The following is a 23,192-nucleotide window of genomic DNA, read 5'->3' as shown; positions in this document are numbered from 1 at the left end:
GCCCTCCCTCGCTTCGTTTTGGCAGAACCGCGCCAGCGGTTTTAATGCTGGCGCAATGTTTTATTGCTTGGTCACATCTTTGAGATGCAGCAGGAATGACGGCTGCAGTTTGAAGCCCTGAACCGCCGCTGTTGTGACAGCATTCTGCTTCCAGTTGGCCACGAAGAGCCATGGCGCATCGTCGTGAACGATAGATTGAATCTCGCCGTAGAGCTTGCCGCGCTCTGCCTGATCGGTCGATGTGCGCGCCTTGGTCAGCAATTCATCGACTTTCGGATTGGAATAATAGCCTGAGTTAAAGCCGCCCTTGTCCGGCAGGGCTTCGGTGCGAAGCGTGAGATATGGAACTGTGTCTGGATCATTGGTCATCCACGCCATTTCAGCCATGTCTGCCTTGCCATCGAGGCCGGAATTCACACGACCAAGAAAGGTGTTCCACTCGTAGGTTTCAATCTTCACCTTGAAGCCGACGGCCTGAAGATCAGCCTGAATAGCTGCGCCCATATTGATCGGGTCAAGCATCCCCGAGCCACCTTCTGTCACATAGAAAGTGAGTTCAGGATTGGTGGCGCCTGCTTCCTTTAACAGCGCCTTGGCTTTTTCCGGATCGTAAGGATAAGGCTCGGTTTTATCATCAACCCAGTTGAATGCAGGTGGCACGGGACCGGCCGCGACAGTAGCCGAACCTTGCAGGACATTATCGACCAGACCCTGTTTGTTGACTGCATAATTTGCAGCCTGACGGACTTTCTTGTCGGCGAACGGTCCGCTTTTGGTGTTGAGAATGCTGAACCAGACATGCGGTCCCGCCTGTTCTGCGACAGCGAAATTTGCATCCTGCTTGAAGGTTGCGAGATTATCCGGTGGCACCTCGACCATGATGTCGATGCCACCTGCCATCATTTCAGCAACGCGGGTATTGGCGTCGGTGATGGGACGGAAAACAATCGCGTTCAAGGTCGGAGCCTTATCCCAATAGTCGGGATTGCGCTCGACCACCACGCGCTGGCCAGACTGCCATTCGGCAAATTTGAATGGGCCGGTGCCCGACGGATGGCGACCAAATTCAGCGCCATACTGTTCGACGGCGGCTGGCGAAACGATGAGGCCGGTGGGATAGGCGAGGTTTGACAGGAAGGGCGCGAACGGCTCTTTCAGTTTGAACTCGACGGTGTTTGCATCGACCGCATTGACGCTTTCAATGGATTCAAAGTTGAAGGAGAGGGGGAACGGGCCGGTATTATAGAACGGATGATTCTTGTTCAGCATCCGCTCGAAATTGAATTTGACCGCTTCCGCGTTGAAATCCGAACCGTCATGGAACTTCACGCCCTGTCTCAGCTTGAATGTATAGGTCTTGCCGTCATCCGAAATGGTCCAGCTTTCAGCGAGTGCCGGTTCGATTTCCAGCGTGCCATCCTTATAGCGGACCAGACCGTCATAGATGTTCACAAGGATGCGGAAATCATTGGTTGCCGTGACCGTGTGCGGGTCAAGCGATTGCGGTTCGGCAATCTGCCCGACAATCAGAACATCGGGCGGTGTCTGCGCGCCAGCGTGAAATGTCGCTGAACCCAGAACCAGAGTGGCCGCTGTCAAAACGGCGCGAAATAACCTCTTCATCAGCGGTTCCTTTCGTTTAGGCCAAATCTGTCAGACTTTAATTTATAGGGAGAAATTCACTATATCAATAAATTATCATAATTAATTTGAATGAAATAAAGGCGGGATGAACCCGCCTTCAAATTGCCGGTGCCGTTTTCGGCTATTCCGTCGGCGTGTCTTCCGGCTTCAGATCCTGTTCGGCGGTTGTCGACTTCTGATGCGTAAAACCCTTGATGCCCCTGGCTGTTTCCTCGGCGTCTCGCTTGATCTCAACGTCGCTCATTGCATAGTGAACAGTGAGCTTTGCAATGGATGTGAGAGCACTCAAATGAATACGCTCATAGCCGTGCGAGGCATCGACACCGAATGTGAGAAGTGCCGTGCGAACATCGTGACCAGCTTCCACGGCTGAGGCTGCATCAGAGCGGTAATAGCGGAAAACGTCTTTTTGAACGGGTATTTCATGCTCACCGCAAAGCTCGTAAAGCTTCTTGGTCAGGTGATAATCGAAGGGGCCGGTCTGGTCAGCCATGGCGAGGGTTACGCCAAATTCAGACGAATTCTGGCCGGGTGCGGTGGTGCCATTGTCGATAGCCACGAGTGAGGCTATGTCTGGCACCACAACAGCAGAAGCGCCGACGCCGACCTCCTCGCCGATAGTGAAAAGCCAGTATGTATCGACCGGTGTTTTGATTTTGAGGCGTTGCATGGCTTCAAGAGAAGCCAGCATGATGGCAACCCCTGCCTTGTCATCCAGATGTCTGGAAACGATGAAACCGTTATCGATGAATTCCGGCATTGGATCGATGGCAACGATATCGCCAACATCGATGCCCAGTTCGATCAGATCTTCCTTGTTGCGGGCCAGAGCGTCGACGCGCAACTCGATATAAGTCCAGCCAACGGGAAGCGTATCCACCTCTTCATTGAAAGTATGGCCGGAGGCTTTCAGCGGCAGGATCGAACCGCGATAAGTGCCTTTGGATGAGAAGATCGAAACGCGCGCACCTTCGGCAAAACGTGCTGACCAGTTGCCGATTGAAACAAGCTCCAGCCGCCCGTTCGATTTGAGATATTTGACCTGTGCGCCAAGCGTATCGAGATGGGAAACGATGCCGCGTGCTGGTTTGCGGGAATCGCCGCTGCGGCGGGCACGGATAGCACCGCGCCGTGTCAGCATCACCTCGAGACCGAGCCTCTCCAGTTCGCGTGCAACATAGTGCACTGCTTCATCTGTAAAGCCCGTTGGACTTGGAATTGCCAGCAGGGCGCCTAGTTTTTCGAGCAGATAATCTTGATCAATCACAATATTTGTCATGGTCAGTTAATCTACGGTCCGGATATGCAACGTCAACCTCAGGCGTGGATTTAAACTGAAATCCCGAGAATAGGCCGATATTATTCGTAGGACAGGTTTGCCGATTGGTTTGATTTTCTTGATAAATTAGATGCCTTATGCATTGGCTTCGCACCAGGACTTGTGTAGCTTTGCTAAAACAACGGGGAGCGTTGATTTGCTGCTTGGGGACATTCATCCTAATGATAAAGCTGCGTACCAACGGGGATCGGTGGTTTGTTGCATTCGTCGCGTGTATCGGCGTCGCAATAACCATTCTCTTAGGACAGATGGAACTTGTCCGGCTTTCATATATCCGGCTTAACGACTATCGGGACAATCTTTTGTCCCACTCAGTGAATGTTGCGAAATCTGGCCGTGATACTCTGAGTGTTGTGAATGATACGAGCCAAACCTTGTGCTCCGATGACAATCTGAAAGAGTTGCGCCTTCTCACATTCAAAGCACACTACTTGCGCGATATCGGACGAGTGTTGAACAATCATATCGTCTGCACTGCGCTTTGGGGACGATTGTCTCCACCTGCTGAACTACCCACTGCAGACAGGGAAGTGGACGGTGGTCATCGTTTATGGGGGCAGGTCGTAGGCATAGGTAGCCACCTGACTGCGGTCGATATGGTCATGCATGGCACAGCTGTGGTCTTCACATCGCCGGTCGCCTTTGCCTTATACGAACGCCCGCAATCCAATCTGAGTGCGCATGTCATCAGTCAGGATGGCCAATATATCTATAGGACATTTGGTGATGCGAGCCAGTTAACGACGCAGCGGCCAGAAAAACTCGCCTGGTATGATTTGCGCTCACATCGACTTGCGTCAAGCTGCTCCAATGATCTTGATATATGTGTGATAGCAGCGCTCACAGGCGTCAGCATATTGCAACAGGCGCCAGGTGTTTTACTGGCACTTGTTGCTTTTGGTGGCCTCGCGGGCAGCGGGTTAGGCGTGGCAGCCGTCCAGTGGCGGCGCGGTCATTCCTCGCTTCCTCAACAGGTTAAGCGGTCTATCGCGGAAGGGCGGGTAAGCGTCGTCTATCAGCCATTGGTGCGATTGCGTGACGGGCACGTGAATGGTGCGGAGGTGCTGGCACGTTTGTCGGATGATCACGGAGACCCGATCGCGCCCGATGTGTTCATTATGATTGCAGAGGAACACGGCGTCATCAAAGACATTACGCGTATCGTTGTGCGCAAAGCGCTGGACGACATGCAGATGCGACTGCAGAAAAGCGGGGACTTTTATCTCAGCCTGAATTTGTCGGTGGATGATGTGATTGATCCGAACACGCTTGAGTTCCTGGATGAAGAGGTCAAAAAACACGGTCTTTCGTCACGACAAATCGTGCTGGAAATCACCGAGCGCTCGACCGCCCATCATGAGCGCCTCATTGAGAGCATGAAATCATTTCGGGCACGGGGCTACGAGTTCTTCATTGATGATTTCGGGACCGGTTATTCCAACCTTGCCTATCTTGCAAAGCTGCCGATCAGTGGCATTAAAATCGACCGCATGTTCACGCAGGCCATCGGAACCGAAGCAGTCAGCGCCGAGATTGTTGAGAACATTTGCAACATAGCGCGGCGAATGGAGCTTAAGCTGATCGTTGAAGGCGTGGAAACGCAGGAGCAGGCGGCTTACGTTCTTGCACTGCATCCAGAGGCGGTGGGGCAAGGTTGGCACTTTGGTCGTCCAGTGCCTGCCTGGGGGCTCCCCCCGGCTGCCTGAACGCTTACGGGCAGGAATATAGCAATATTAAGTTGACTATTTTAATCATATATAACAGTAAGGGTGAACACTGCCGCAACAGGCCTGCCAGTGGGTTTTGTAATCGGCCCATGCCGGACCGATGCCGAGAAATTTGCGCGTTTCGAATGAGTTTCGATTAGAGCGCGTTTCGATCTGATTGAAACAGATCGGCGCTCTAACTATTTGTTTTAACGCGCATCTTTTCCGAAAACCGTTTCACACTTTTCGGGATGCGCTCTAATGTGGAATCTGCAACGCCTTTTCCAGAACCATGCGCGGGAATTGAACCGCTTTTTCCGGCGTAGAGGACATAATGCAGAAACGGCCGCGGATCTGACGCAGGACACTTTCGTCCGGGTTATGTCTGCAACGTCATCCGGGTCATCGGACAAAGATAACAATCCTCGTGCCTATCTCCACCAGATCGCGCGAAATCTGTCCATCGACCTTTATCGCCGTGAACGTATTGTCGAATATGTTGATATGCCCGATGAGGAATGGGGTCGCGTTGCCGATGCAACACCGACGCCAGAAACAATCGTCTATGACAGGCAGCGTCTTATGATTATCGAAAAAGCGCTGCTTGAGCTGCCTGAACAGACACGTCGGGCTTTCGAGCTTCATCGTCTCGAAGAAAAGACGATTGCCGAGGTGGCGCGTGAATTGGGGCTTTCCGTGTCGCGGACATGGACGCTTATCAAACGCGGCTATGTGCATTTAAGAGCACGTTTGCTGGAGGTTTCTTCCGGCTTATGAGGGAGAAAATTCTCGCCCTTCATTCGTTATAATCAATAAGACCTGCTTTATGAGAAGCTGTTCGGCTGTGTGAAACGGCTGAATTACGAGGATAGACGCTGAATGGATGACAAACTATCGAAAAGCGAAAAGCTGTTCGAGGAAGCTCTGGATCTTGTCATCCGCATTCAGGATGACCCCGACAATCCGGTCGCGCATGATCTTGTCAGTCGCTGGCGTGCACGCAGTCCTGAGCATGAAACAGCTTGGCGTGAGGCAATGGAGATTTACGGCATGGCTGGCAAGGTCATGCAGGCTCAGCGCCGTGCGGTTCGTCCGAAGATGACGCGGCGCTCGATTTTGACTGGCGGGGCGGCAGGGCTTGCCGTTGTCGCCAGTGGAGCGCTTTTCGGACCACAGCTTATTTTGCAAGCGCAAGCCGATTACATGACCGCTTCCGCTCAATTGCAGGATGTCTCACTCTCAGATGGCAGCAAAGTAACCCTTGGCCCTGATAGCGCCATTCGCTTGAAGTTCTATACAAACGCTCGTCATGTCGAGCTGCTTGCAGGTATGGCGTTTTTCGACGTGAAGCCCGATCCAGATCGCCCTTTCAGGGTCGAAACCGGAAATCTCGTTGCGACCGCTTTGGGAACTGCCTTTGATGTCAGCAGTGATGCGGGCTATCTCACAGTGTCCGTGGATCATGGGCTTGTTGCGGTCCGGCCAACCGGTGCGCACGATACGCTGACACCGCTTGGCGAGGGTGACTGGCTCACTTTCAATGAAGGAAACCATGATTTTGAACGCGGCAATCGCGATACATCGCAAATCGCGGCCTGGCGTCAGGGCATTATCGTTGCCGAACGCGATACGATAGCCTCTGTTGTGGCACGTATTGCGCGCTGGCAGCAGGGGCGTGTGCTTCTCGCTCAACCGGGCTTTGGGGCGCAGAGGATCAGTGGCGTTTTTGATCTCAAAAATCCTGTTTCCGCACTTGAAGCTGTTGTCGAACCCTATGGCGGTAAGGTCCGCCAGATATCGCCTTGGCTGACTGTCATATCATCAATTTGAGAATTGTATTTTTTCCTGATTTTTTTGGTCCGGGGGAGAAAATCGCCGCGCTCCATTCGTTTTAAGCATCAGGGTCGGACGTTAGCTGCTGCCATACAACCGCCTTTTCACCAATTGATGGAGTGGTTGAGCGATGGGGCTTCGTGTCGGGAATAATGTTGTGCAGCGGCTGGGAATGCGGGTTCTGACCGCTACGCTTTTGGGGTCGACATGCATTTATGCCTTGTCACTTTCGGTGACAATAAATGCTCAGGCACAGGCCCAAAGACAGGTTTCATTCAATATTCCTGCAGGTTCACTCGCTTCGGCACTGGCAAGCTTTGGTCGTCAGGCCGGAATGCAGGTTACTTATCAGCCGCAAATCGCCGCTGCCAAGCAGGCGCAGGCTGTATCGGGAACAATGTCGCCGCAAGATGCTTTGTCGCGCATTCTTTCCGGATCAGGACTTTCCTATCGTTTCACCGGAAGCAATACGGTAGCACTTTCCGAACCATCGGCAGCCATGCAAGCCCCGCAAGTTCCTTTGGCAGCTGACGGCACAACATTGCTTGATACGATCACCGTCACAGGTGGAAGCGGTGTGGTGGGTGCCGATGCTCCATATTATACTCCGGCTCCGACATCCTATATTTCCTCGGAAACCATCGAGCGTTTTCGTGGCTCAAGCCCAGCCGATATATTCCGTGGCACACCGGGTGTTATGTCAGGTGAAGCGCGCAATGGTGCAGGTTCTGTAGATGTCAATATTCGCGGCATGCAGGGCATGGGTCGTGTTGTGACTACCATTGATGGTGCTGAAAACAGTGTGACGGTCTATCAGGGGTATCAGGGCCTTTCCAACCGTACCTATATTGATCCTGATCTGATTGCAGGCATTGATATCAATAAAGGTTCGGATGCGTCCTCACGCGGTATTGCTGGCAACGTCGCTATTCGAACTCTTGATGCTGACGATATCGTCAAGGAAGGCGATAATTGGGGTATGCGCGTGAAAGGTGAGTATGGATCGAATTCCTCCTCGCCTCATGCGGGTGCAAAAGGCGGATATGCATGGCCTTATTCGCCACGCGACGTCCCGGAAGTTGTTGGATCGCCAGACGGAATGGATCGCCCGTCTTTCCTGACGCCGACCAATGGTTCTGCGAGTGTTGTTGCCGCGATAAAGGAAGAGAATTACGACATCTTCGCAGGCTATGCCTATCGCAAGCGCGGCAATTATCATGCAGGCAAGCATGGTCCATCGGCTGATCCCGTGAATATCGGACCTGCGAGAACCTGTAATACCTCCGGCTCTTGGTGCCAGAACTGGCCCGAATATATCGAAAACGGCGGACTTACGAATTACCGTGCAGGCGAAGAAATTCTCAATACGCAGCTTGAGACAAAATCCTTCCTGACAAAAGCGACGCTGCGCTTTGATGGCGGTCACACGCTCAAGCTAGGATATACGGGTTTCCGTGGCGAGGCTGGCGATCTGCTGGCATCCCGCTTCACAGGGGATCGTAGTCAGCCGGTGCAACAGGAGCTGACATCCGGTTCCAAGCTCGATACGGGCACCATGCGTTACTATTGGAACCCGGATGACAATGAGCTGATTGATCTGAAAGCCAATCTTTGGGTAACAAAACTGGAACTGCGCAATCCACGGCGCGGCAACATGATACCGACATCGGAGTCGCTCGGTCTTTCGCCGGATTTCCGCACGGGGTCCAATACGATCATGTGGGGCGGTGACGTTGCCAATACATCGAAGTTTTCATTTGGTGATTATGGCGATCTCGATCTCAACTACGGCATTTCCTATCTCAGGGAGGATACGCGACCCAGCGCCTATACGAATGAACTGGAAGGCTGGCTTAATCTGCGTGATGCTTATCGCGATGAATTGGGTGTCTTCACCAAGGCGGCCTATAAGCCGGTCGACTGGCTGACGCTGAATGCAGGCCTGCGTTACTCGCATTACTGGTCGCATGACCGGCGCACTCAGGCCAACGATGCAGTGCAGCTCAACCCCGAGCCAAATCGCGATTCAGGTGGCTTTAGCCCATCGGTTGGCGTGACGGTTGAACCGTTCGATGGCAGCCAGCTTTATGTGAACTATTCCAATGCGCTGCGCTATCCGAGCCTGTTTGAATCCGTCTCGGCATTCACCATCGTTCCGAATGCTGCTTTGCAGCCGGAACGTTCCAGCAATTGGGAAGTGGGTGCCAATTTCACCAAAGACGGTCTGCTCAATGACGACGACCGAGGCATGGTCAAGTTCAGTTACTTCAATTGGGACGTCAAAGACTACGTTGCACGCGCATTCCGCGACTTTTACGACGATAGCGGCAAATTTTCGTTCTCCGGCATGCAGGTCTATAATATCGACCGCGCACGCTTCTCAGGTCTTGAATTCTCAAGTCGTTATGAGGCGGGTGGGTTCGCAGCCGATTTTTCGGCAAACTATTATCTTGATGTAGAGTTCTGCCGTACCGCTGATACTTGCGGTGCCAAATCGCTTTATGGTGACTACGCAACCAATCAGGTGCCGCCAAAATATAGCGTGGATCTCACAGTTTCGCAGAAGATGCTGGAAGACAGACTGACCCTTGGCGGGCGTGTTTCTTATATCGGTCCACGCGCTATCGGTCATGGCGATGTTACGGCCGTTGGTGCAGGTGAATTTATCTCGCTGACCCGCTGGAAGCCTTATACGCTGGTCGATGTTTTCGCCGAATACAAGATCACTGACAGCCTGACGGCGACCGCGCGCATCGAGAACCTGACGGATCAGTATTATGTCGACCCGCTTGGTCTGGTGAACCAGCCGGGACCAGGCCGCACGTTCTATGCTGGGCTGACGAGTAACTTTGGTGGCGATCAGCGTTTGCCGCAGCTTTCGCCATTTTCGCGCTCGCAGGGCGGGGCGCCCGGCATCGACTGGACCGGTTTCTATGGCGGTGTTCATGCAGGCATGACATCAGGCCGCACATGGGGCACCACGACAGCGTTGGACGGCTCCACTGATCCGATTTCAAACAGTGAATCTGCCGACCGTGGCTTTGGTAACTCTGCGCTCTTCGGTGTGCAGGCTGGTTATAATTATCAGCTCAGCAACCGCGTGGTGGTGGGTATTGAAGCCGATGTGAGCAAGACCCGAATGAAGGGTGCGCAGGCAGCGTTCATGCAGGAAGACTGGATCGCCGCACAGAAGGATATTGCCGGTATTCAGGCCAATACGCACTACGATATCGACTGGACCGGATCTGTTCGTGGGCGCCTTGGCTATGCATTGGATAATCGCTGGCTCGTCTATGGTACGGCAGGTATCGCCTTCGCCCATGAAAAACAGACCCGCGACCAGTATCGCTATGCGGAAGATATCATGGGTCAGCCGAACTCGAGCCTCTTCTTCGTTGATAAACAATCTGGAATGCGTGCGGGTGTAACGGTTGGCGGCGGTGTGGAATATGCAATCAATGATCGCTGGTCGTTGAATGCTGACTATACCTATAGCCGTTTCGGCAACCGCAGCTTCAATTTCGAAAATGCACGCGGGGGAACAGGAGCTGACTATACAACGCGGGAGCAAGTTGGTGTTGAAATCATCGATTACAGTAAAGACCCGAATATGTCCTGGATATGCGACTTTGATCCCGATGCTTGCATTCCCTATGAAGTCCCAATCTACGGAAACATCAATCATTCGGGCGGTTCGAGTGTCGTGAATGGCCGTAAAGCTTCCAATTCGCTGGATACGCACACGGTTAAGCTCGGCCTCAACTTCCACTTCTAACTCATTTGAGGTGCGGCATTTTGTGCAAAGGCAGATTTTTTTGCCTTTGCATTGCAAAAAGCAGCTCCCTCAAACGTCTTAGTAATGAGAGAGGCTGGTGGTCTGGTTCCGACATTTGCATCCCTCGATACAGGCATTCAACAAATGTCGGAACCAGACCACCAGCAAGCATTTGAATCTAGTGGATTTTTCGAGTTTGACGTTTGAAACAACACTTGTGTCAGTCGGGAATCAAACGTCAAATTCAATCCACTAGCGTCTTGCTCATATTGATCAGACCCCGCTTGCCAATAGGGATACACCACATGACTGACGCCACTGTCCTTGAGCAACCGGTTGCTCTTCCTCGTTCGAAGCGCTTGAAGGCGCGCACGACCGGAACGCATGAACGCCTTGATCAGAGTATTATGGCAGGCGATCCGTTTGCCAGCCGTGAGCGCTATGCTTTGTTTGTTGAGGTTCAGTATCAGTTCCATCGCGATATTGATGCGCTCTACGATGCTGCGGTGCTGGATAGATTGCTGCCCGATTTGGCTGGTCGTCGTCGCTTCGCGCTGGTGGGGCAGGACCTGATTGATCTCGGTTTCGACCTGCCAGTCGCAGACGGAGTGCCTGCTTTCCCAGCTGGTAGCGATGTTGATCTGCCAACCGCTCTCGGCTGGCTCTATGTCGCGGAAGGCTCCAACCTTGGCGCGGCCTTTTTGCTCAAGGAAGCGCTGAAACTCGGCTTGTCGGAAGAACTCGGCGCACGTCATCTGGCTGGTGCGCCGGAGGGCCGTGGTCTCCACTGGCGCACTTTTACCGCAGCCCTTGATGAGATCGAGCTGACGGATGCGGAAGAGGAGCGGGTTGTTGCTGGTGCGGAAGCTGCCTTTCGCCGCGTTCATGCACTGGTGCGGACAATCTTTCATGACCGTCTCTGACGTAGCTTCGGAGAGCGGCAGGGCTACCTCGTCTTCGCGACAGAGCATCTATCCGGATGAACGTCAGCGGGCGGGCTATCTCGCACTGGGGCTTTTGCTGATTGCTGCAGCCCTGGTCGGTTGTCAGGTACGGTTGATGCCATCAGCCTTGTTTGTCTTTGGTGCCTTGCTTTGCTTCGTGCAGCTTTCGTCCAAAGCTTTGTGCTGGCTGGAAACGAACAGGATCACACGCCGTCTTATCGGTGCCTGGCGAAGGCTCAATGCATGGCCGCGATTGTATCGGGTCTATCTGCTTGCCGTCTTCGCCGTGGTCTGTCTGGCGACGCTCATGTTTGTCCCTCGTGCGCTGTGTCTGGAATTTGCGATCAACGGAATATTTTGTGCGGGCCTGTTGCTCTTTGTGGGGCCTCAACGCCGACAACTTAAACATGTTTCAGAATAAAGATTGTTGTCATGCGATTTACCCGACAGGCTGAGCTTTCGATTGAGTTTCTCGTTCTTTGTGCCCGGGCATCGGCAGAGAGTGCCGTGACGACACGCACAGCGGCAGAAGCAACGGGTACCACGAAAGATCACGCTGCGCAGATTGTATCTGAACTTATCCATCATGGTTTTCTGGTTGGTTCACGCGGGCGCGGTGGCGGTATTCGCCTTGTGCGTCCAGCAAAGATGATCAACGTAGGAACGGTTTTGCGGCTGATGCAGCCGGGCTTCGACGAGCAATCGACAAAGCAATCGGGATCAGGCTCCGCATTCGGCATGTTGCTACAGGCTGCGATGCGTTCCTTCGTGGCGGCGTTCGATGATTTCACCATTGCCGATCTTGCGATTGAGAACAGCGATGGACGATTGGCCTGTCTTGATTGCGATCTGCGCAGTTTGATCCATCACGGGCAGATGCTGTCTGAGCTGCGTCGCAGAAGCGATCACGCAGGTGCACCTGTCTGGGCAGGCGCATCATGAACGGCGCTACCGATAGCAACGGTCTGCGTGGAGGCGTAAGTGAGCTTGCACTTTGGGCGGGGGCAAGCCTTATCGTACTATCCTTGCATGTAGGAGCTGCGATTTGGCTTCTGCGTGAGCCGGAAATGATAGCGGCCGACAACGCGCCGCCAGCCGCCATCATGATCGAACTGGCTGAAACACCGGAAGCAATTGAGACCGAAGAAAATGAAATAACGCCCGATGAGGTGATGTCGGACGCGAGTGCTGCGGCTGAGAAAGTTGAAGAGCCGGTCGATGAGCCAGAAGTTGAGCAGGAAGTGGTTCAGGACGAACCGGAGCCTGTTGAAGAGGAGCAGCAGGAAGAACTGACACAACTCGACAAGGTCGAGGTTCCGCTGCCAGTGGCCAAGCCAAAACCTCCGGAACCCAAAAAAGAGATCGTTAAGACGAAAGAGCAGAAGAAGCAGCCGGTCAAGCAGCGGCAGCAGGAACAGGCATCTTCCAAACAGGCCGTCAAAGCACAGGCTCAGGCTGCGCAAACGAACCGCAATGCGGCACGGCAATCGGCATCGGGTCTGTTCGCCTCATCAATGACGCCAGCGCGGTGGCAGTCGCGCCTGATGGCGCATCTTGAGCGCCGCAAGAAATATCCTTCTGGTGCGAAGTCTCGTCGGGAAGAAGGCGTTGTCTATGTCCGCTTCCGCATCGACGATACCGGCAAAGTGCTGTCCGCTTCACTTGCACGATCATCAGGCTGGCCAGAACTTGACAATGAGGTGCTGTCGCTGGTCCAGCGTGCCTCTCCCGTTCCCACTCCGCCACCGGACGTCAACAAGACGATCACGGCACCTGTAAAATTCAGCAGACGATAAGAAGATGCGCCGGAAAACTTTCCAGCGCATCTTCATTTTCAGAACTTACGGCTGAAAGAAACTTTCAGATTGCGGCCCGGCATGGCTGTAATGCCATCCGTCAGATATGGTTCGTATTCTTTGTCGAATACGTTTTCCAATGCGAGACGCAGTTCGGAATCCTTCATGAAACCTTGCGTCGGGGTCCAGTTGAAGAACAGGTCGTGTACGGCATATCCGGGAGTCTTTGGTCGATTGTAGCTGAGGTCACCTTTGACGTATGAGGTTCTGTCCTGCTTGTCGACAAAGGTTCCCGTCCAGCCAAAATTGATATCCTGATCGGGAAGTTTATAGCCGAGTGTCGTTACAACCGTCGTCGGCATGATGTCATTGATATAGCTGTCTGGTCCATGGATATTGTTGACCGTGCCCTGACGTCTGCCGATCATGTAAGTGAGGCTGGCGTCTGCGAACATGAAATCGTTCTCATAATGGGCTTCCAGTTCCACACCGCGCGAATAGTAGGACGGCATGTTCCAGTAAAATGGCACTTCGCCGTCTTTCAGGCCAACCTTGTTTGCGCTGCCCACACGCCGCGCCACAGGATTGGTGACGTGGTTGTTAAAGAAGGAACCGCGCACCATCAGCATATCGGTACTGGTAAAGATACCGCTGAACGAAGTATCCGCGCCGATGTTGATCGTGTTGTTGCGCTCGACTGCAAGATCCCTGCTGGTTCCTGATGTCTGGGTGCGCCCGCTCTGTACCGAGTAGATTTCATCGATATTGGGAGCGCGCATGGCGTAAGCCCAATCGGCAAAAAGCCGGGTGCTCGGCGTTATCTGATACGATGCGCTGATGGCTGGTGTGAAACCATGATGAGATGCCGACGAATAGTCGTGTCCGGCTTTTGGATCGTTATAGATCGCAGCAGCATTTGGCTCGCCTTCGGAGCGAACATAGTCATAGCGGATGCCGGGCGTGATGGTCAGCTTGTCAGTAATAGCCATGCGATCACGCATGAAGAAGGACGTCACATCCTGTTTGCCGCCTGGCATGATCCACGGCGCGTAATAGCCGTAATTATAACTCTTGTCGTTCTTCTTGGTGATGTCGAACATCGTCACGTCGCGAACGTGGTGATTATATTGCACACCGTAGTTCAGGCTGTGATCGATGCCGCCAAGTTCGAAGTTGGAGGTGTTTTCGGCCTCAATATGAAAATCCGAATATTTCGCATCATTCTCGGTGCCGCCAAGAGAGGCTGTCCCATTCACACCAGTAGCACGTTCTGCATGCATGTCGGTTGAGGAATAGCTTGCCATGATACGCGTGTTTACGAGGTCGCTATCGCCATCATAGGTGTGCTCGAATACCGAAGTGAAGTCTTTCAGCTCACGCCATGCAAGCAGCCTGCGCATTGCTTCCTTATAGGCGGGCGTACCCGGAACGAGACTGTTGCTAGTCGGCTGAAGCTGGCCGCGAATGGCAGCGAGTGGACCCCAATTGGCACTTTCACCATAAAGAACCGAAGCCTTTAGCTTGTGTCCGCCATACTCGCCGGAAAGTTTGCCAGAGAAGGAAGTCAACTCGGAACTTGAATAATTATAAGTCTCACCGCCGCCAACGCGCATGTTGTCGCCCTTGCGCCAGGTCAGACTGGCAATGCCATCGAAAGTCATGCCCGTGCCGAGATTGGAGCGACCATAAACTGCACCGGTTTCCAGAAACTGCTTGTTGGCCGTCTGGTAGGCGGTTTTCCCCCATGCGCCCCAGCTTTCGCCATCGCGCAGCATATCGGCTGCGTCCTTGCTCTCAAGTTTCACGGTGCCGCCGAAGCCACCATTGCCATAACGAACCGAGGTCGCACCCTTTTCAATCTCGACGCGCTTGAGCAGTTCAGGTTCGACGAAGATGGTGCCCTGATCGTATTTTTCGAAGTTCTTTGGGGCACCGTCGAGGAGAACGCGAACATCACTTTGGCGCGAAAAGCCGCGGATCGAAATCGACTGACCTTCGGTGCGTACCCCGCCCAGCATTGCGACACCGGGTGTCTTTTTGATAAGTTCCGGAATTGTCGAGGCCTGTGCCTGCTGCATCTGTTCAGGGGTAATCTGAGAGACGCGTGGGTCCAGATCAGAAAAATTTACGCCGGTGATCTGCGAAAAGCTGATCGTGTCGAGCTGCACGGCACCATCGACAGCGGGTAAAGCCGCGTTGTTTCCCGTTGCTTCTCGTTCCAGCCGCACCGTGCGGTTGCCGGTGAAGCGATACTGGATATCGGTGTTGCGCAGCAAAGTGGAAAGCGCGTCGGCTGGTGCCATGGTTCCGCTAACGCCCGAGGTGTTGAGCCCGCTGGTCACGGATGCATCAAATGCAATCTGCAGACCCGTTTGCACAGCAAGACGATTGAGCGCGGTTGAAAGCGCACCGGCCGGAATGTTGACAGCGACGGATTGCGCTGCAGCCTGTGCAAATGCAGGTGTGGTCAGGATGGGGCTTAAAACCGTACCGCTTAAAAGCAGTGATGCAAACAAGGGGTGTGCGCAGCCAGTGAGAATGCGCGAAGCGGGGCTTTTCATGTTGTTTCCAGTCTCAACGTTCAAGGCGTTGGGCGTTTTGGTGCCGAGGCTCTCGCGCGGGTTGCGCAAATTGCCTTTCATGGACTGGACGAATGAAATTAGATGTTTGGGACATTCGGCAGAAAATTAATTATGCAGCACTGTGAGCAATGAACCCACGCGCACCACCTTCAAATCGAAAGCTGTGATAAAGTCATCAAGTGCTGTCGATGGGGCAGAGAGATCGAAGGTGCCGGTAATCCGGCGTTCGGCCAGATCGCTGCTCGCAATCATCACCCGACCGGGAAGGTGGCGTGCAATATCTTCGACTACATGTTCCAGAGGTTGGTTCTCAAAAACCAGACGGCCACGACGCCACGATGCAGCGAGTTCTGGATCGATCATGGCGACCTGCCCAATGCCATTTTTATTGTCGTAAAAGACACTGTGTCCCTGCTCAAGCTGAAGCATGTCGAGCGGATTCAGGGCGGATGACGTGGCGCTGGTCTGTACCTGAACAGCATGTTCCGTGACAACCACATCGGCACCGCCGTCTTTCAGCTTCACGTCAAACTCGGTGCCAAGCGCGGTTACCTCACCATTGGCGGCTCTGACCGTGAATGGCCTCTGTGGATCTGGCGCGACGATGAAATAGGCTTCACCGCGAAGCAGCTGAACCTGACGTTCGCTGTCCGTTATATCGAAAGCGATTGCCGAGCCTGCATTAAGCTGGACGGTCGAGCCATCCTCAAGTTTGATGATCGGCATTTCGTTGCTGGCCGACATGGCATCTGCGCGCAGCCGCATCGGGCCGTCGTAAGCGATAAAACCACCTGCGAGAGCACCAAATAAAAGCATGGAACTTAAAGCCGCGCGCACCGGATAACGCGGCTTTCGGGCAGCGGTTCGGGCGAAATCTGTATCTTGAAGGAGCAGAAAGCGCGTGTCGCTGAAAACGCGTGAAGCTTTGGCAAATGCCAGCTCATGCCGTGCATCGCTGGCGCGCCAGAGTGCGCAAGCTTCGACGATTGCCGTATCTTTGGGCGAAGCCTGAAGCTGCATCAGCCAATCGACAGCCTGTTCCTGGATGAGGCGCTCGGCCTTATCCAGTTTTTTTACGGTCGCGCGCTTCATGCCTGATCCAGTTCGTCGAGCCGTATGAGGCAGTATATAAGCGCTTTCCGGAGATGCCTGTCCACCATATTGCGAGTAATTCCAAAGCGTATGGCTATTTCGTCGGGTTGCAGGTTGCCAATCCGGTTTGCGATGAAAACGCGGCGCTGGCGCAATGGCAACTCCATGATCGCATCGCGCAGACAGGCGAGGCGTCGCGGCATATCCAATGTCAGATCGGGGTCTGCGTCCCTGCTAACAATGTTTGCGGCCTCTTCTTCCGTGCCGGAAAACAGCTTCGCTTCAAAATGTTCGCGCCGGAACCGATCGAGACCGAGATTAATCGCAGCGCGTGTTAGAAAGGCGCGTAACGACGACTTGCCTTCCAGGTCGGTCCTGCGCTCTTTGAGCCTTACATAGAGATCATGAACAATTTCGTTGGCGTTTGAAGATACGTGTCCGCGCCGACGGACTGCACGACACAGTTCGTCATAATAATCTGTAATGGCGGCATCGATGTCAGCGATTTCCTGCAGAGGAAAGGCCGAAGTCAGATTGGATTTGTCAGATTGGTTCACGGCGGGCACCACATTTTCGTGGCGGCACCATAGTTACGCGCTTATTTAAACGCAATAATATATGAGCAATAAACTCATCTTAAGTGGGGGCTGTTGCATTTCGCCTACAACTCCCGTTTTGCCGCAACGATGGAGAGCACTCCACCGCAGCGACAAAAGGAGCAAAGCCTTATTTCGGCAACTGAGCCGCGGCCTGCTTGATGGCCGTTGTGATCTGCTGGCAGAAAGGCTCGACGCTTTTGCCAGACGTCTTGGCATAGTCCTCAACGTCGGTTTCCTGACCCATTGACTGGACAACGCCCTTTTTGCCGGCCGCCTGTGCTTCTTCAAGGCCAGACTTGTCGGCTGGTGCCTGCATAACCTTCATGATGGACTGCTGGCTGTCGATGTCGTCCTGTGTCGCGAAGCCTTTGTCCCTGCAATATTCGACGATACCCAGCTGGTTCTGTGCTGCTTTATAGAGCGCTTCCGGTGTCATCTGCTGTGTGGCCTGGCCTTGCGCCATGGCGCTGCCTGCGGTGACCGATGCCAGAATAAAAGCGCAGATACCTGCATTTTTCATCGTTTCAACCTTTCAATTCTTTTGCATTTCCCATCCGGGCAAACAGATAGAGCGAGTCCGGCGAAACGGAACCCGCCCTGAAAGGCTTAAAGGTCATAAAAGGCATCGCGAAATAAAGACCTGCTAACCGGGGTAACAAGTTTTTACTACTGCCGGGGTTTCAGCGGCTTTGTTTCGTCACATTCGGGAATGTGAGAGTTACGCCCAGAAGTAGCGCACAATGTGGAAGAACACTGGCGCCGAGAAGACGAGACTGTCGGCACGGTCGAGCATTCCGCCATGTCCTTCGATCATATGGCCCCAGTCCTTGACGCCGCGATCGCGCTTGATGGCGGAGGCAACAAGCCCACCGAAGAAACCCATGATGCATGATGTGGCCGCAAGGGCGCCAGCCTGCACAGGGGAAAACGGCGTCAGCCAGGCTAGACCGGCTCCCAGAAGAGAGGCGCTCGCGACACCGCCGACAAACCCTTCCCAGGTTTTGGACGGTGATATGCTGGGCGCGATGCGATGTTTTCCAAACAGCTTTCCGAAAATATACTGCAGCACATCGCTGCCCTGCACGGTGGCCACCAGAAACGCGATCAGCAGCAATTTTTTGCCTTCAAAGCCCGGAATGTCCAGTGTCATCAGCGCTGGCACATGGCTGATGCAATAGACCGAGAGCATGATGCCCCATTGCTGCTCGCTGATACGCTCCAGAAAGCGCGACGTGTCCCCGGAAAGGGCTGTCAGAACCGGCATGGCGAGGAAGCAATAGACCGGGATGAAGATGGAATAGAGCCCATACCAATCAATCCAGATCAGATAATATTGCACCGGAATGACCAGCAGGAACATGCCGAGCAGCACGCGATGGTCGGCGCGTCGTGTCTGCGTCAGCGTCGCATATTCGCGCAAGGCGGCAAACGATATCAGTGCAAACAGCACGATCACGCCACCCTTCCCGAACAGGAAGGCGATACACATAGCGCCGACCATAATCCACCATGCCTTGATGCGGGCATTGAGATTGACCAGCGTGGATGAAAGCGGCTTCGGCGCGCGCCATGAAAGAACACCGGCAACGGCGCTTGCCGTTATCAGAACGCTCATGAGGCCAAGGAATAATCGGGTCGTTTCACTCATGAGTGATTACCATTCTGGGGCTGAATATCGAGAAGGCTCTGACGGGCGCGGGCGAGAAATTCCTTGCGGTCCTCACCCTCGCCAAGCTGCACCGGCGCACCGAAAATGACACGGCAAAGAAGCGGCACCGGCAGCATGGCGCCCTTGGGCAGCACGCGCGACATGTTTTCGATCCAGCACGGCACCAGTTCGACATCGGGGCGCGCCAGCGCCAGATTGTAGATGCCGGAACGAAAGCGTAGCAGCGCTTCATCGGTCATGTTGCGTGTGCCTTCGGGAAAGATGATGAGTGAATGACCATCGGCCAGCGCTTTCAGCATCACTTCCATCGGGTCTTGCGTGCGTTCCACCCAGTTGCGTTCGACAAGCACGGTGCGCAACAGAACTTCGGCCATGAACTGACGCACGCGGTTGCCCCGCCAGTAATCGGCGCCAGCAACAGCACGGGTACGCGCGCGTTCTTCCTGATCAAGACAGGAAGAAAGCAGGATGAAATCGCCGTGGCTTGTGTGATTGGCAAAATAGATACGCTGATTGCGCGACGGACCGGTGCCGCTCCAGATGGGCCGCACGCCGGTAATCCCGCGCGACAGGATTGCCAGAAACGAGCCGAAAGTCGATTGCACCTGATGGCGGATCAGTTCCCGCATGTTACAGCCCCTGACCCAATGGCACCGTGGCCAGCAGAATGAAAAGTACGATACCCAGCCCCATGAAGAACCGCAGACGCCCCATGATGCGTCGCGAGCCTTCTATCCTTTTCGCAAGTGGACGGACCACGCCGTCATTGGAGCGCAAACCCATGCGCTCAAGAATGCTGTCTACCTCACCCAAGCCCGTTTCACCGGAACCGGCGATCAGCTTGAAAAGTGCTGCATCGAACAGGAGGTGCGCAGCGATACCCAGCACGATCAATGCGCTTACCAACAAAAGCGGCCAGATCAGCCAGAAGGCCAGATCATGCACCGGGCGCATGAAGGGCACGACCGCAAGCAAAGCCACGGCGACAACGATGCCGAGAAAGGCATTGCGGCGCAGGATAATCGCTATGGACGCTGCAGGCGTATTCATGCCAGCTCCTCGGTCAGATGCAGACGGACCGGCCAGCCTCTGGAACGGATCAGCACTTCGGCTTCTCGCGCATTGGCGACACGGCCAGTAGAGACGAGCCACGCCACCGCAACCGTTGCGCTGCGCTGAAAACCAAGCGCGCAACAGACAAGAACCGGGCCGTGATGGCGTGCTGCTTCAACGGCATCGGAGGCCAGTTGCACCTTTTCCGATGACGGCGCGACCAGATCAATCGTGCCGAGACTCTTCCATTCTATAGAATGGGGTGGCGGCACCATTTCAGCGGCAAGATCAATGACCGTAGCAAAGGAAGAAAGTTCTGCGGCTTTTGGAAAACGTCCGAGAAACACCCCGTCGGCCAACTCGACATGCGGCGGCAGCTTGCGTGTCCAGAACCGTACATTCAGCCGGGCAAAGAAGCGGTAAGGCCAAAGCAGCCAACGGCTTGCGAGACTGACCGATCCATCTGTCTGCTTCTGGAAAATGCCAGCACCTGCACCGAAATAGCCAAGCGCTACAATGGTCAGTGCCGTTGCTGGCCAGAGCCAGAAAATTGCATAGCCGGTGATGGTCAGGCCTTGGATGGCGAGTACCAGAAACAGGATTGCGCCTGCCAGATAACAGAACCCGATCCTTCTGGCTTTGGGGTCTGATGTGAACTGAAACTCTGCCAGCGGCGAAGGACCGCTGCGCGGGAAAAGCCACAAGGCAAACAGGCCAAGCAACGCGCCTGCCGGAATATCGACGGCATGATGCTGATAGGTGGTCAGCACCGACAATCCGATCAGCAGACACCACAAATGCCAGACCACAAGCATTACATCGCCCATCACGCGGCGCATCTGATCCCAGATGATGATCAAGAGCGCGATATGCAGCGAGGGCGCCTGATTAAAGGGTTTGTCGAAGCCACCAAGCACATCGAACATAAAACCCGGAAGACCGGCTGTTGCCGGTTTTACGAAGGTTGCGGTCAACGGAAAAGCGACGAAGCAAAGAACCGCGATAATCTGTGCGGTGAGATAACGCTTTGCCAGCCGGTCCACTTGTTCCGGACTGTCATTGACGAAGAGCGCTATCACATAAAACAGATTCACTGACCAATAGGGAACTATGCTCCACGCGATGAACGGAACTTGGCTTTCCCATCCGAAAGCAAGGTTCGGCACATGACCTTGCCGCGATGCGAGCCAGTTGGCCGTGCCATAGGTCAGATAGAAAAACGGTCCAAGAAACAGAAGCCAAGCGATTGCGCGGCGGATCACAGGCCGCCGCGAGAAACCATCAAGCTCCGTCAATTGCGTGGTCACGCTTCAGCGTCTCCGATGCGTTCGGCAATCGATACGGTAAAGATGCCCCATTGATCGGTGCGCTGTTCGATCTTGCGATAGCCCGCCTTTTCGACAAGTTGATCCATTTCGCCCTGTGTGCGGCGGCGCATCACCCATGCCTGTCCGCCGCGATGTGACGTGAGCGCACGCGCGATCATTTCAAGCTGCGGATGCCATGGCTGGTTGGTGTAGATCAGCAGTGAGCCGGGTTTCTGCACACGGGCGAGGCCCGAAAGCGACCGGTTAATGAGCGCATTGTCCGGGAAAAGTTCATAAAGACCGGACACGATGGCGAGGTCTGGCTGTGGTGTGACCGTTGCCAGACTTTCTTCATTGAACGCATCGCCTTCTTCCATATGAGCGATTGCTTCAAGACCGCGATCCTTGATGAGCTTACGGCCAGCCAGCACATTGATCGGCGAGTAATCGCGAAGATGAATGCTGTCTGGCAATTCGCCTGCACGCACCACCGCATCAATCACATAGCGGCCATGACCGCATGCAATGTCGAGGATATTGGTCGATCGACCTTCGCTTTCAAGCCGCCTGATGGCGTGTCTGATTAATTCCTCAAGATGCACTTTGCGCTGGCGAATGCCGCGCCAGCCGATGGCTTCCAGAAACTGCTTGTCGATGAGCTTGCCGCCGGGGCCCAAGCCTCGTGCTTCATTCTCATAGACATAATCAAGCGTGGAGCCTGAATCGAAACCGGTGCGGCGACCAACTTTCAGACCTTCCGACAAAAGCGAGCCAAAGCCGATAGACGCGCGCGTCGACGCCCAATAAAGCCCGCGCGGTGAAAGCAGCGGTAGCGGGCTTGATAGTTTGTCAGCCTCATCGCGCGTATGGCCTGCAATATGCGCATCCGTCAGATCGGCGCGTTGTGGTGCTTCCGCAAAACGCGCCTCGATGAAATCGTGGATCAGCGCGAGAGCCGGTTTGCGATCCCGTTCACCCAGCGTGTCATGGTAAAAACCTTTGAGCACATGGCGCTCTTTAATGCGGCTGCCGAGGTTCTCAAAAAAGCGATGCTGTGGCGTTGGTCGCACGACAAAATCGCTGCCGGAAATGAGAAGCTGTGTCGGAACGGTAATCGCCCGCGCATCATCCACCACGCGCTTTGCCGCCTCATAAAGCTGAAGCAGAATATGCGAGGCGATTGGCCGTGTAATCAACGGATCGGTGCGATAGGATTCAATGCGCTCCCGATCATGGGTCAGAAACTGCGGTTTGACGTAGGAATTGACGAAGAACGTGCCTTTGAGTTTTTGCCAAAGCGCGATGCCCTCTTTGGCGAAAGGCACATAAAGCTTGATGTCGAAGGCCGGCGACGCCATGACAAGCGCACGGATATTGGGCGCATAGTCATGCACCCAAGCGCTCGCCAGAACAGCGCCGACGCTCTGCGCAATCAGCGCGACGTCTTCGTTTCTTACGCCGGTTTCATTGCGGATATGGGCAACGAAACTATCAAGATCGCGGATCGACGCGCCGAAGGACGGCGAAAAGCCGCGCACGCCCGGAGAGTTTCCGTGGCCGCGCGCATCCCAGGCATAGAACGCATAATCATCAAGGCCAAGCTCATCGACGAGATGGCTCACACGTCCGCTATGCTCGTGGCCACGATGCAGGAGAACGATAACGCCCTTCGGCTTTTCAGAGCGGGCAGGCCAGAAACGATAGAACAGCGAAGTGCCGTCATGGGTGACGAAATGGGATTCTTGCGGCTCACGATGTGACGCCGCTTCATGCCCCGGCAATTCTGTGCGCTGGCTCATCATTTCTCCTCTCAACAGGCCTTCTCCCATTTTTCGGGATGAACTCCAGGTTAT

The 23,192-nt window shown here is 54.3% G+C and carries 19 protein-coding genes; 8 read left to right on the top strand and 11 right to left on the bottom strand.

Translation table 11 applies throughout. The features are described 5' to 3' along the window. Nucleotides 1-60 precede the first annotated feature (60 nt). The gene (locus ACSME1_RS12590) at nucleotides 61-1,623 is read right to left on the bottom strand and encodes an ABC transporter substrate-binding protein (protein ID WP_024896019.1); all 1,563 of its coding nucleotides are present in this window, start codon (nucleotides 1,621-1,623) and stop codon (nucleotides 61-63) included. 142 nt (nucleotides 1,624-1,765) lie between these two features. Next, complete coding sequence (locus ACSME1_RS12585) at nucleotides 1,766-2,923, bottom strand: osmoprotectant NAGGN system M42 family peptidase (RefSeq protein WP_105534783.1); 1,158 nt, start codon at nucleotides 2,921-2,923, stop codon at nucleotides 1,766-1,768. Between the two features lie 221 nt (nucleotides 2,924-3,144). Here ACSME1_RS12585 and ACSME1_RS12580 point away from each other — a divergent pair, with 221 nt between their 5' ends. The 8 genes from ACSME1_RS12580 to ACSME1_RS12545 all read left to right on the top strand — a co-directional run bounded on the left by ACSME1_RS12580 (nucleotide 3,145) and on the right by ACSME1_RS12545 (nucleotide 13,037). Beyond that, on the top strand, nucleotides 3,145-4,689 hold the full coding sequence (locus ACSME1_RS12580) for an EAL domain-containing protein (RefSeq protein WP_024896017.1): 1,545 nt from the start codon (nucleotides 3,145-3,147) through the stop codon (nucleotides 4,687-4,689). Between the two features lie 261 nt (nucleotides 4,690-4,950). Continuing rightward, nucleotides 4,951-5,466 (top strand): RNA polymerase sigma factor, encoded by a 516-nt coding sequence (locus tag ACSME1_RS12575; RefSeq protein WP_024896016.1) that lies wholly within the window; start codon nucleotides 4,951-4,953, stop codon nucleotides 5,464-5,466. Between the two features lie 102 nt (nucleotides 5,467-5,568). Beyond that, nucleotides 5,569-6,519 (top strand): FecR family protein, encoded by a 951-nt coding sequence (locus tag ACSME1_RS12570; RefSeq protein WP_024896015.1) that lies wholly within the window; start codon nucleotides 5,569-5,571, stop codon nucleotides 6,517-6,519. 133 nt (nucleotides 6,520-6,652) lie between these two features. Continuing rightward, a complete protein-coding gene (locus ACSME1_RS12565; protein ID WP_024896014.1) occupies nucleotides 6,653-10,297 on the top strand; it encodes a TonB-dependent receptor domain-containing protein in 3,645 nt (1,214 codons plus the stop codon). Between the two features lie 305 nt (nucleotides 10,298-10,602). Next, the gene (locus ACSME1_RS12560; protein ID WP_024896013.1) at nucleotides 10,603-11,220 is read left to right on the top strand and encodes a biliverdin-producing heme oxygenase; all 618 of its coding nucleotides are present in this window, start codon (nucleotides 10,603-10,605) and stop codon (nucleotides 11,218-11,220) included. Then, a complete protein-coding gene (locus tag ACSME1_RS12555; protein WP_024896012.1) occupies nucleotides 11,207-11,662 on the top strand; it encodes a DUF454 family protein in 456 nt (151 codons plus the stop codon). Before ACSME1_RS12560 ends, ACSME1_RS12555 begins: the two co-directional genes overlap by 14 nt. Nucleotides 11,663-11,673: 11 nt before the next feature. Next, the gene (locus tag ACSME1_RS12550; protein WP_024896011.1) at nucleotides 11,674-12,183 is read left to right on the top strand and encodes an Rrf2 family transcriptional regulator; all 510 of its coding nucleotides are present in this window, start codon (nucleotides 11,674-11,676) and stop codon (nucleotides 12,181-12,183) included. Beyond that, nucleotides 12,180-13,037: a TonB family protein gene (locus ACSME1_RS12545; RefSeq protein ID WP_024896010.1), complete on the top strand. Its 858-nt coding sequence runs from the start codon at nucleotides 12,180-12,182 to the stop codon at nucleotides 13,035-13,037. Before ACSME1_RS12550 ends, ACSME1_RS12545 begins: the two co-directional genes overlap by 4 nt. Before the next feature lie 38 nt (nucleotides 13,038-13,075). Here the strand turns inward: ACSME1_RS12545 and ACSME1_RS12540 are convergent, their stop codons facing one another. From ACSME1_RS12540 to ACSME1_RS12500, 9 genes are all read right to left on the bottom strand, one after another. Next, on the bottom strand, nucleotides 13,076-15,598 hold the full coding sequence (locus ACSME1_RS12540; RefSeq protein WP_036566647.1) for a TonB-dependent receptor: 2,523 nt from the start codon (nucleotides 15,596-15,598) through the stop codon (nucleotides 13,076-13,078). 126 nt (nucleotides 15,599-15,724) lie between these two features. Further along, a complete protein-coding gene (locus ACSME1_RS12535; RefSeq protein ID WP_024896008.1) occupies nucleotides 15,725-16,711 on the bottom strand; it encodes a FecR family protein in 987 nt (328 codons plus the stop codon). After that, entirely contained in the window at nucleotides 16,708-17,268 is a 561-nt protein-coding gene (locus tag ACSME1_RS12530; protein WP_321191684.1) for an RNA polymerase sigma factor, read from the bottom strand. The genes ACSME1_RS12535 and ACSME1_RS12530 overlap by 4 nt, the downstream gene beginning before the upstream one ends. A gap of 169 nt (nucleotides 17,269-17,437) precedes the next feature. Continuing rightward, entirely contained in the window at nucleotides 17,438-17,830 is a 393-nt protein-coding gene (locus ACSME1_RS12525; RefSeq protein ID WP_024896006.1) for a hypothetical protein, read from the bottom strand. A gap of 198 nt (nucleotides 17,831-18,028) precedes the next feature. Then, the gene (locus tag ACSME1_RS12520) at nucleotides 18,029-18,958 is read right to left on the bottom strand and encodes a phosphatidate cytidylyltransferase (RefSeq protein WP_105534782.1); all 930 of its coding nucleotides are present in this window, start codon (nucleotides 18,956-18,958) and stop codon (nucleotides 18,029-18,031) included. Further along, entirely contained in the window at nucleotides 18,955-19,608 is a 654-nt protein-coding gene (locus ACSME1_RS12515) for a lysophospholipid acyltransferase family protein (protein WP_011982634.1), read from the bottom strand. The genes ACSME1_RS12520 and ACSME1_RS12515 overlap by 4 nt, the downstream gene beginning before the upstream one ends. A gap of 1 nt (nucleotide 19,609) precedes the next feature. Continuing rightward, the gene (locus ACSME1_RS12510) at nucleotides 19,610-20,029 is read right to left on the bottom strand and encodes a hypothetical protein (RefSeq protein WP_024896005.1); all 420 of its coding nucleotides are present in this window, start codon (nucleotides 20,027-20,029) and stop codon (nucleotides 19,610-19,612) included. Then, nucleotides 20,026-21,339, bottom strand: coding sequence for a phosphatase PAP2/dual specificity phosphatase family protein (locus tag ACSME1_RS12505; RefSeq protein ID WP_024896004.1), 1,314 nt, complete (start codon nucleotides 21,337-21,339; stop codon nucleotides 20,026-20,028). The genes ACSME1_RS12510 and ACSME1_RS12505 overlap by 4 nt, the downstream gene beginning before the upstream one ends. After that, on the bottom strand, nucleotides 21,336-23,138 hold the full coding sequence (locus tag ACSME1_RS12500; protein WP_024896003.1) for a bifunctional alpha/beta hydrolase/class I SAM-dependent methyltransferase: 1,803 nt from the start codon (nucleotides 23,136-23,138) through the stop codon (nucleotides 21,336-21,338). The genes ACSME1_RS12505 and ACSME1_RS12500 overlap by 4 nt, the downstream gene beginning before the upstream one ends. Nucleotides 23,139-23,192: the final 54 nt, after the last annotated feature.

The sequence above is a fragment of the Brucella pituitosa genome (assembly GCF_965577835.1).
Classification (GTDB): domain Bacteria; phylum Pseudomonadota; class Alphaproteobacteria; order Rhizobiales; family Rhizobiaceae; genus Brucella; species Brucella pituitosa.
Note: the sequence above shows the minus strand (reverse complement) of the source record. Positions and strands in the feature narration are given on the sequence as shown.

What these genes read in the sequence shown, in the direction of transcription:
- ACSME1_RS12575 (WP_024896016.1), top strand. Translation starts at nt 4,951, where the DNA reads ATGTGGAATCTGCAACGCCTTTTCCAGAACCATGCGCGGGAATTGAAC.
- ACSME1_RS12500 (WP_024896003.1), bottom strand. Translation starts at nt 23,138, where the DNA reads ATGAGCCAGCGCACAGAATTGCCGGGGCATGAAGCGGCGTCACATCGT.
- ACSME1_RS12545 (WP_024896010.1), top strand. Translation starts at nt 12,180, where the DNA reads ATGAACGGCGCTACCGATAGCAACGGTCTGCGTGGAGGCGTAAGTGAG.
- ACSME1_RS12535 (WP_024896008.1), bottom strand. Translation starts at nt 16,711, where the DNA reads ATGAAGCGCGCGACCGTAAAAAAACTGGATAAGGCCGAGCGCCTCATC.
- ACSME1_RS12525 (WP_024896006.1), bottom strand. Translation starts at nt 17,830, where the DNA reads ATGAAAAATGCAGGTATCTGCGCTTTTATTCTGGCATCGGTCACCGCA.
- ACSME1_RS12585 (WP_105534783.1), bottom strand. Translation starts at nt 2,923, where the DNA reads ATGACAAATATTGTGATTGATCAAGATTATCTGCTCGAAAAACTAGGC.
- ACSME1_RS12580 (WP_024896017.1), top strand. Translation starts at nt 3,145, where the DNA reads ATGATAAAGCTGCGTACCAACGGGGATCGGTGGTTTGTTGCATTCGTC.
- ACSME1_RS12560 (WP_024896013.1), top strand. Translation starts at nt 10,603, where the DNA reads ATGACTGACGCCACTGTCCTTGAGCAACCGGTTGCTCTTCCTCGTTCG.
- ACSME1_RS12540 (WP_036566647.1), bottom strand. Translation starts at nt 15,598, where the DNA reads ATGAAAAGCCCCGCTTCGCGCATTCTCACTGGCTGCGCACACCCCTTG.
- ACSME1_RS12570 (WP_024896015.1), top strand. Translation starts at nt 5,569, where the DNA reads ATGGATGACAAACTATCGAAAAGCGAAAAGCTGTTCGAGGAAGCTCTG.
- ACSME1_RS12590 (WP_024896019.1), bottom strand. Translation starts at nt 1,623, where the DNA reads ATGAAGAGGTTATTTCGCGCCGTTTTGACAGCGGCCACTCTGGTTCTG.
- ACSME1_RS12510 (WP_024896005.1), bottom strand. Translation starts at nt 20,029, where the DNA reads ATGAATACGCCTGCAGCGTCCATAGCGATTATCCTGCGCCGCAATGCC.
- ACSME1_RS12550 (WP_024896011.1), top strand. Translation starts at nt 11,674, where the DNA reads ATGCGATTTACCCGACAGGCTGAGCTTTCGATTGAGTTTCTCGTTCTT.
- ACSME1_RS12565 (WP_024896014.1), top strand. Translation starts at nt 6,653, where the DNA reads ATGGGGCTTCGTGTCGGGAATAATGTTGTGCAGCGGCTGGGAATGCGG.
- ACSME1_RS12555 (WP_024896012.1), top strand. Translation starts at nt 11,207, where the DNA reads ATGACCGTCTCTGACGTAGCTTCGGAGAGCGGCAGGGCTACCTCGTCT.
- ACSME1_RS12520 (WP_105534782.1), bottom strand. Translation starts at nt 18,958, where the DNA reads ATGAGTGAAACGACCCGATTATTCCTTGGCCTCATGAGCGTTCTGATA.
- ACSME1_RS12515 (WP_011982634.1), bottom strand. Translation starts at nt 19,608, where the DNA reads ATGCGGGAACTGATCCGCCATCAGGTGCAATCGACTTTCGGCTCGTTT.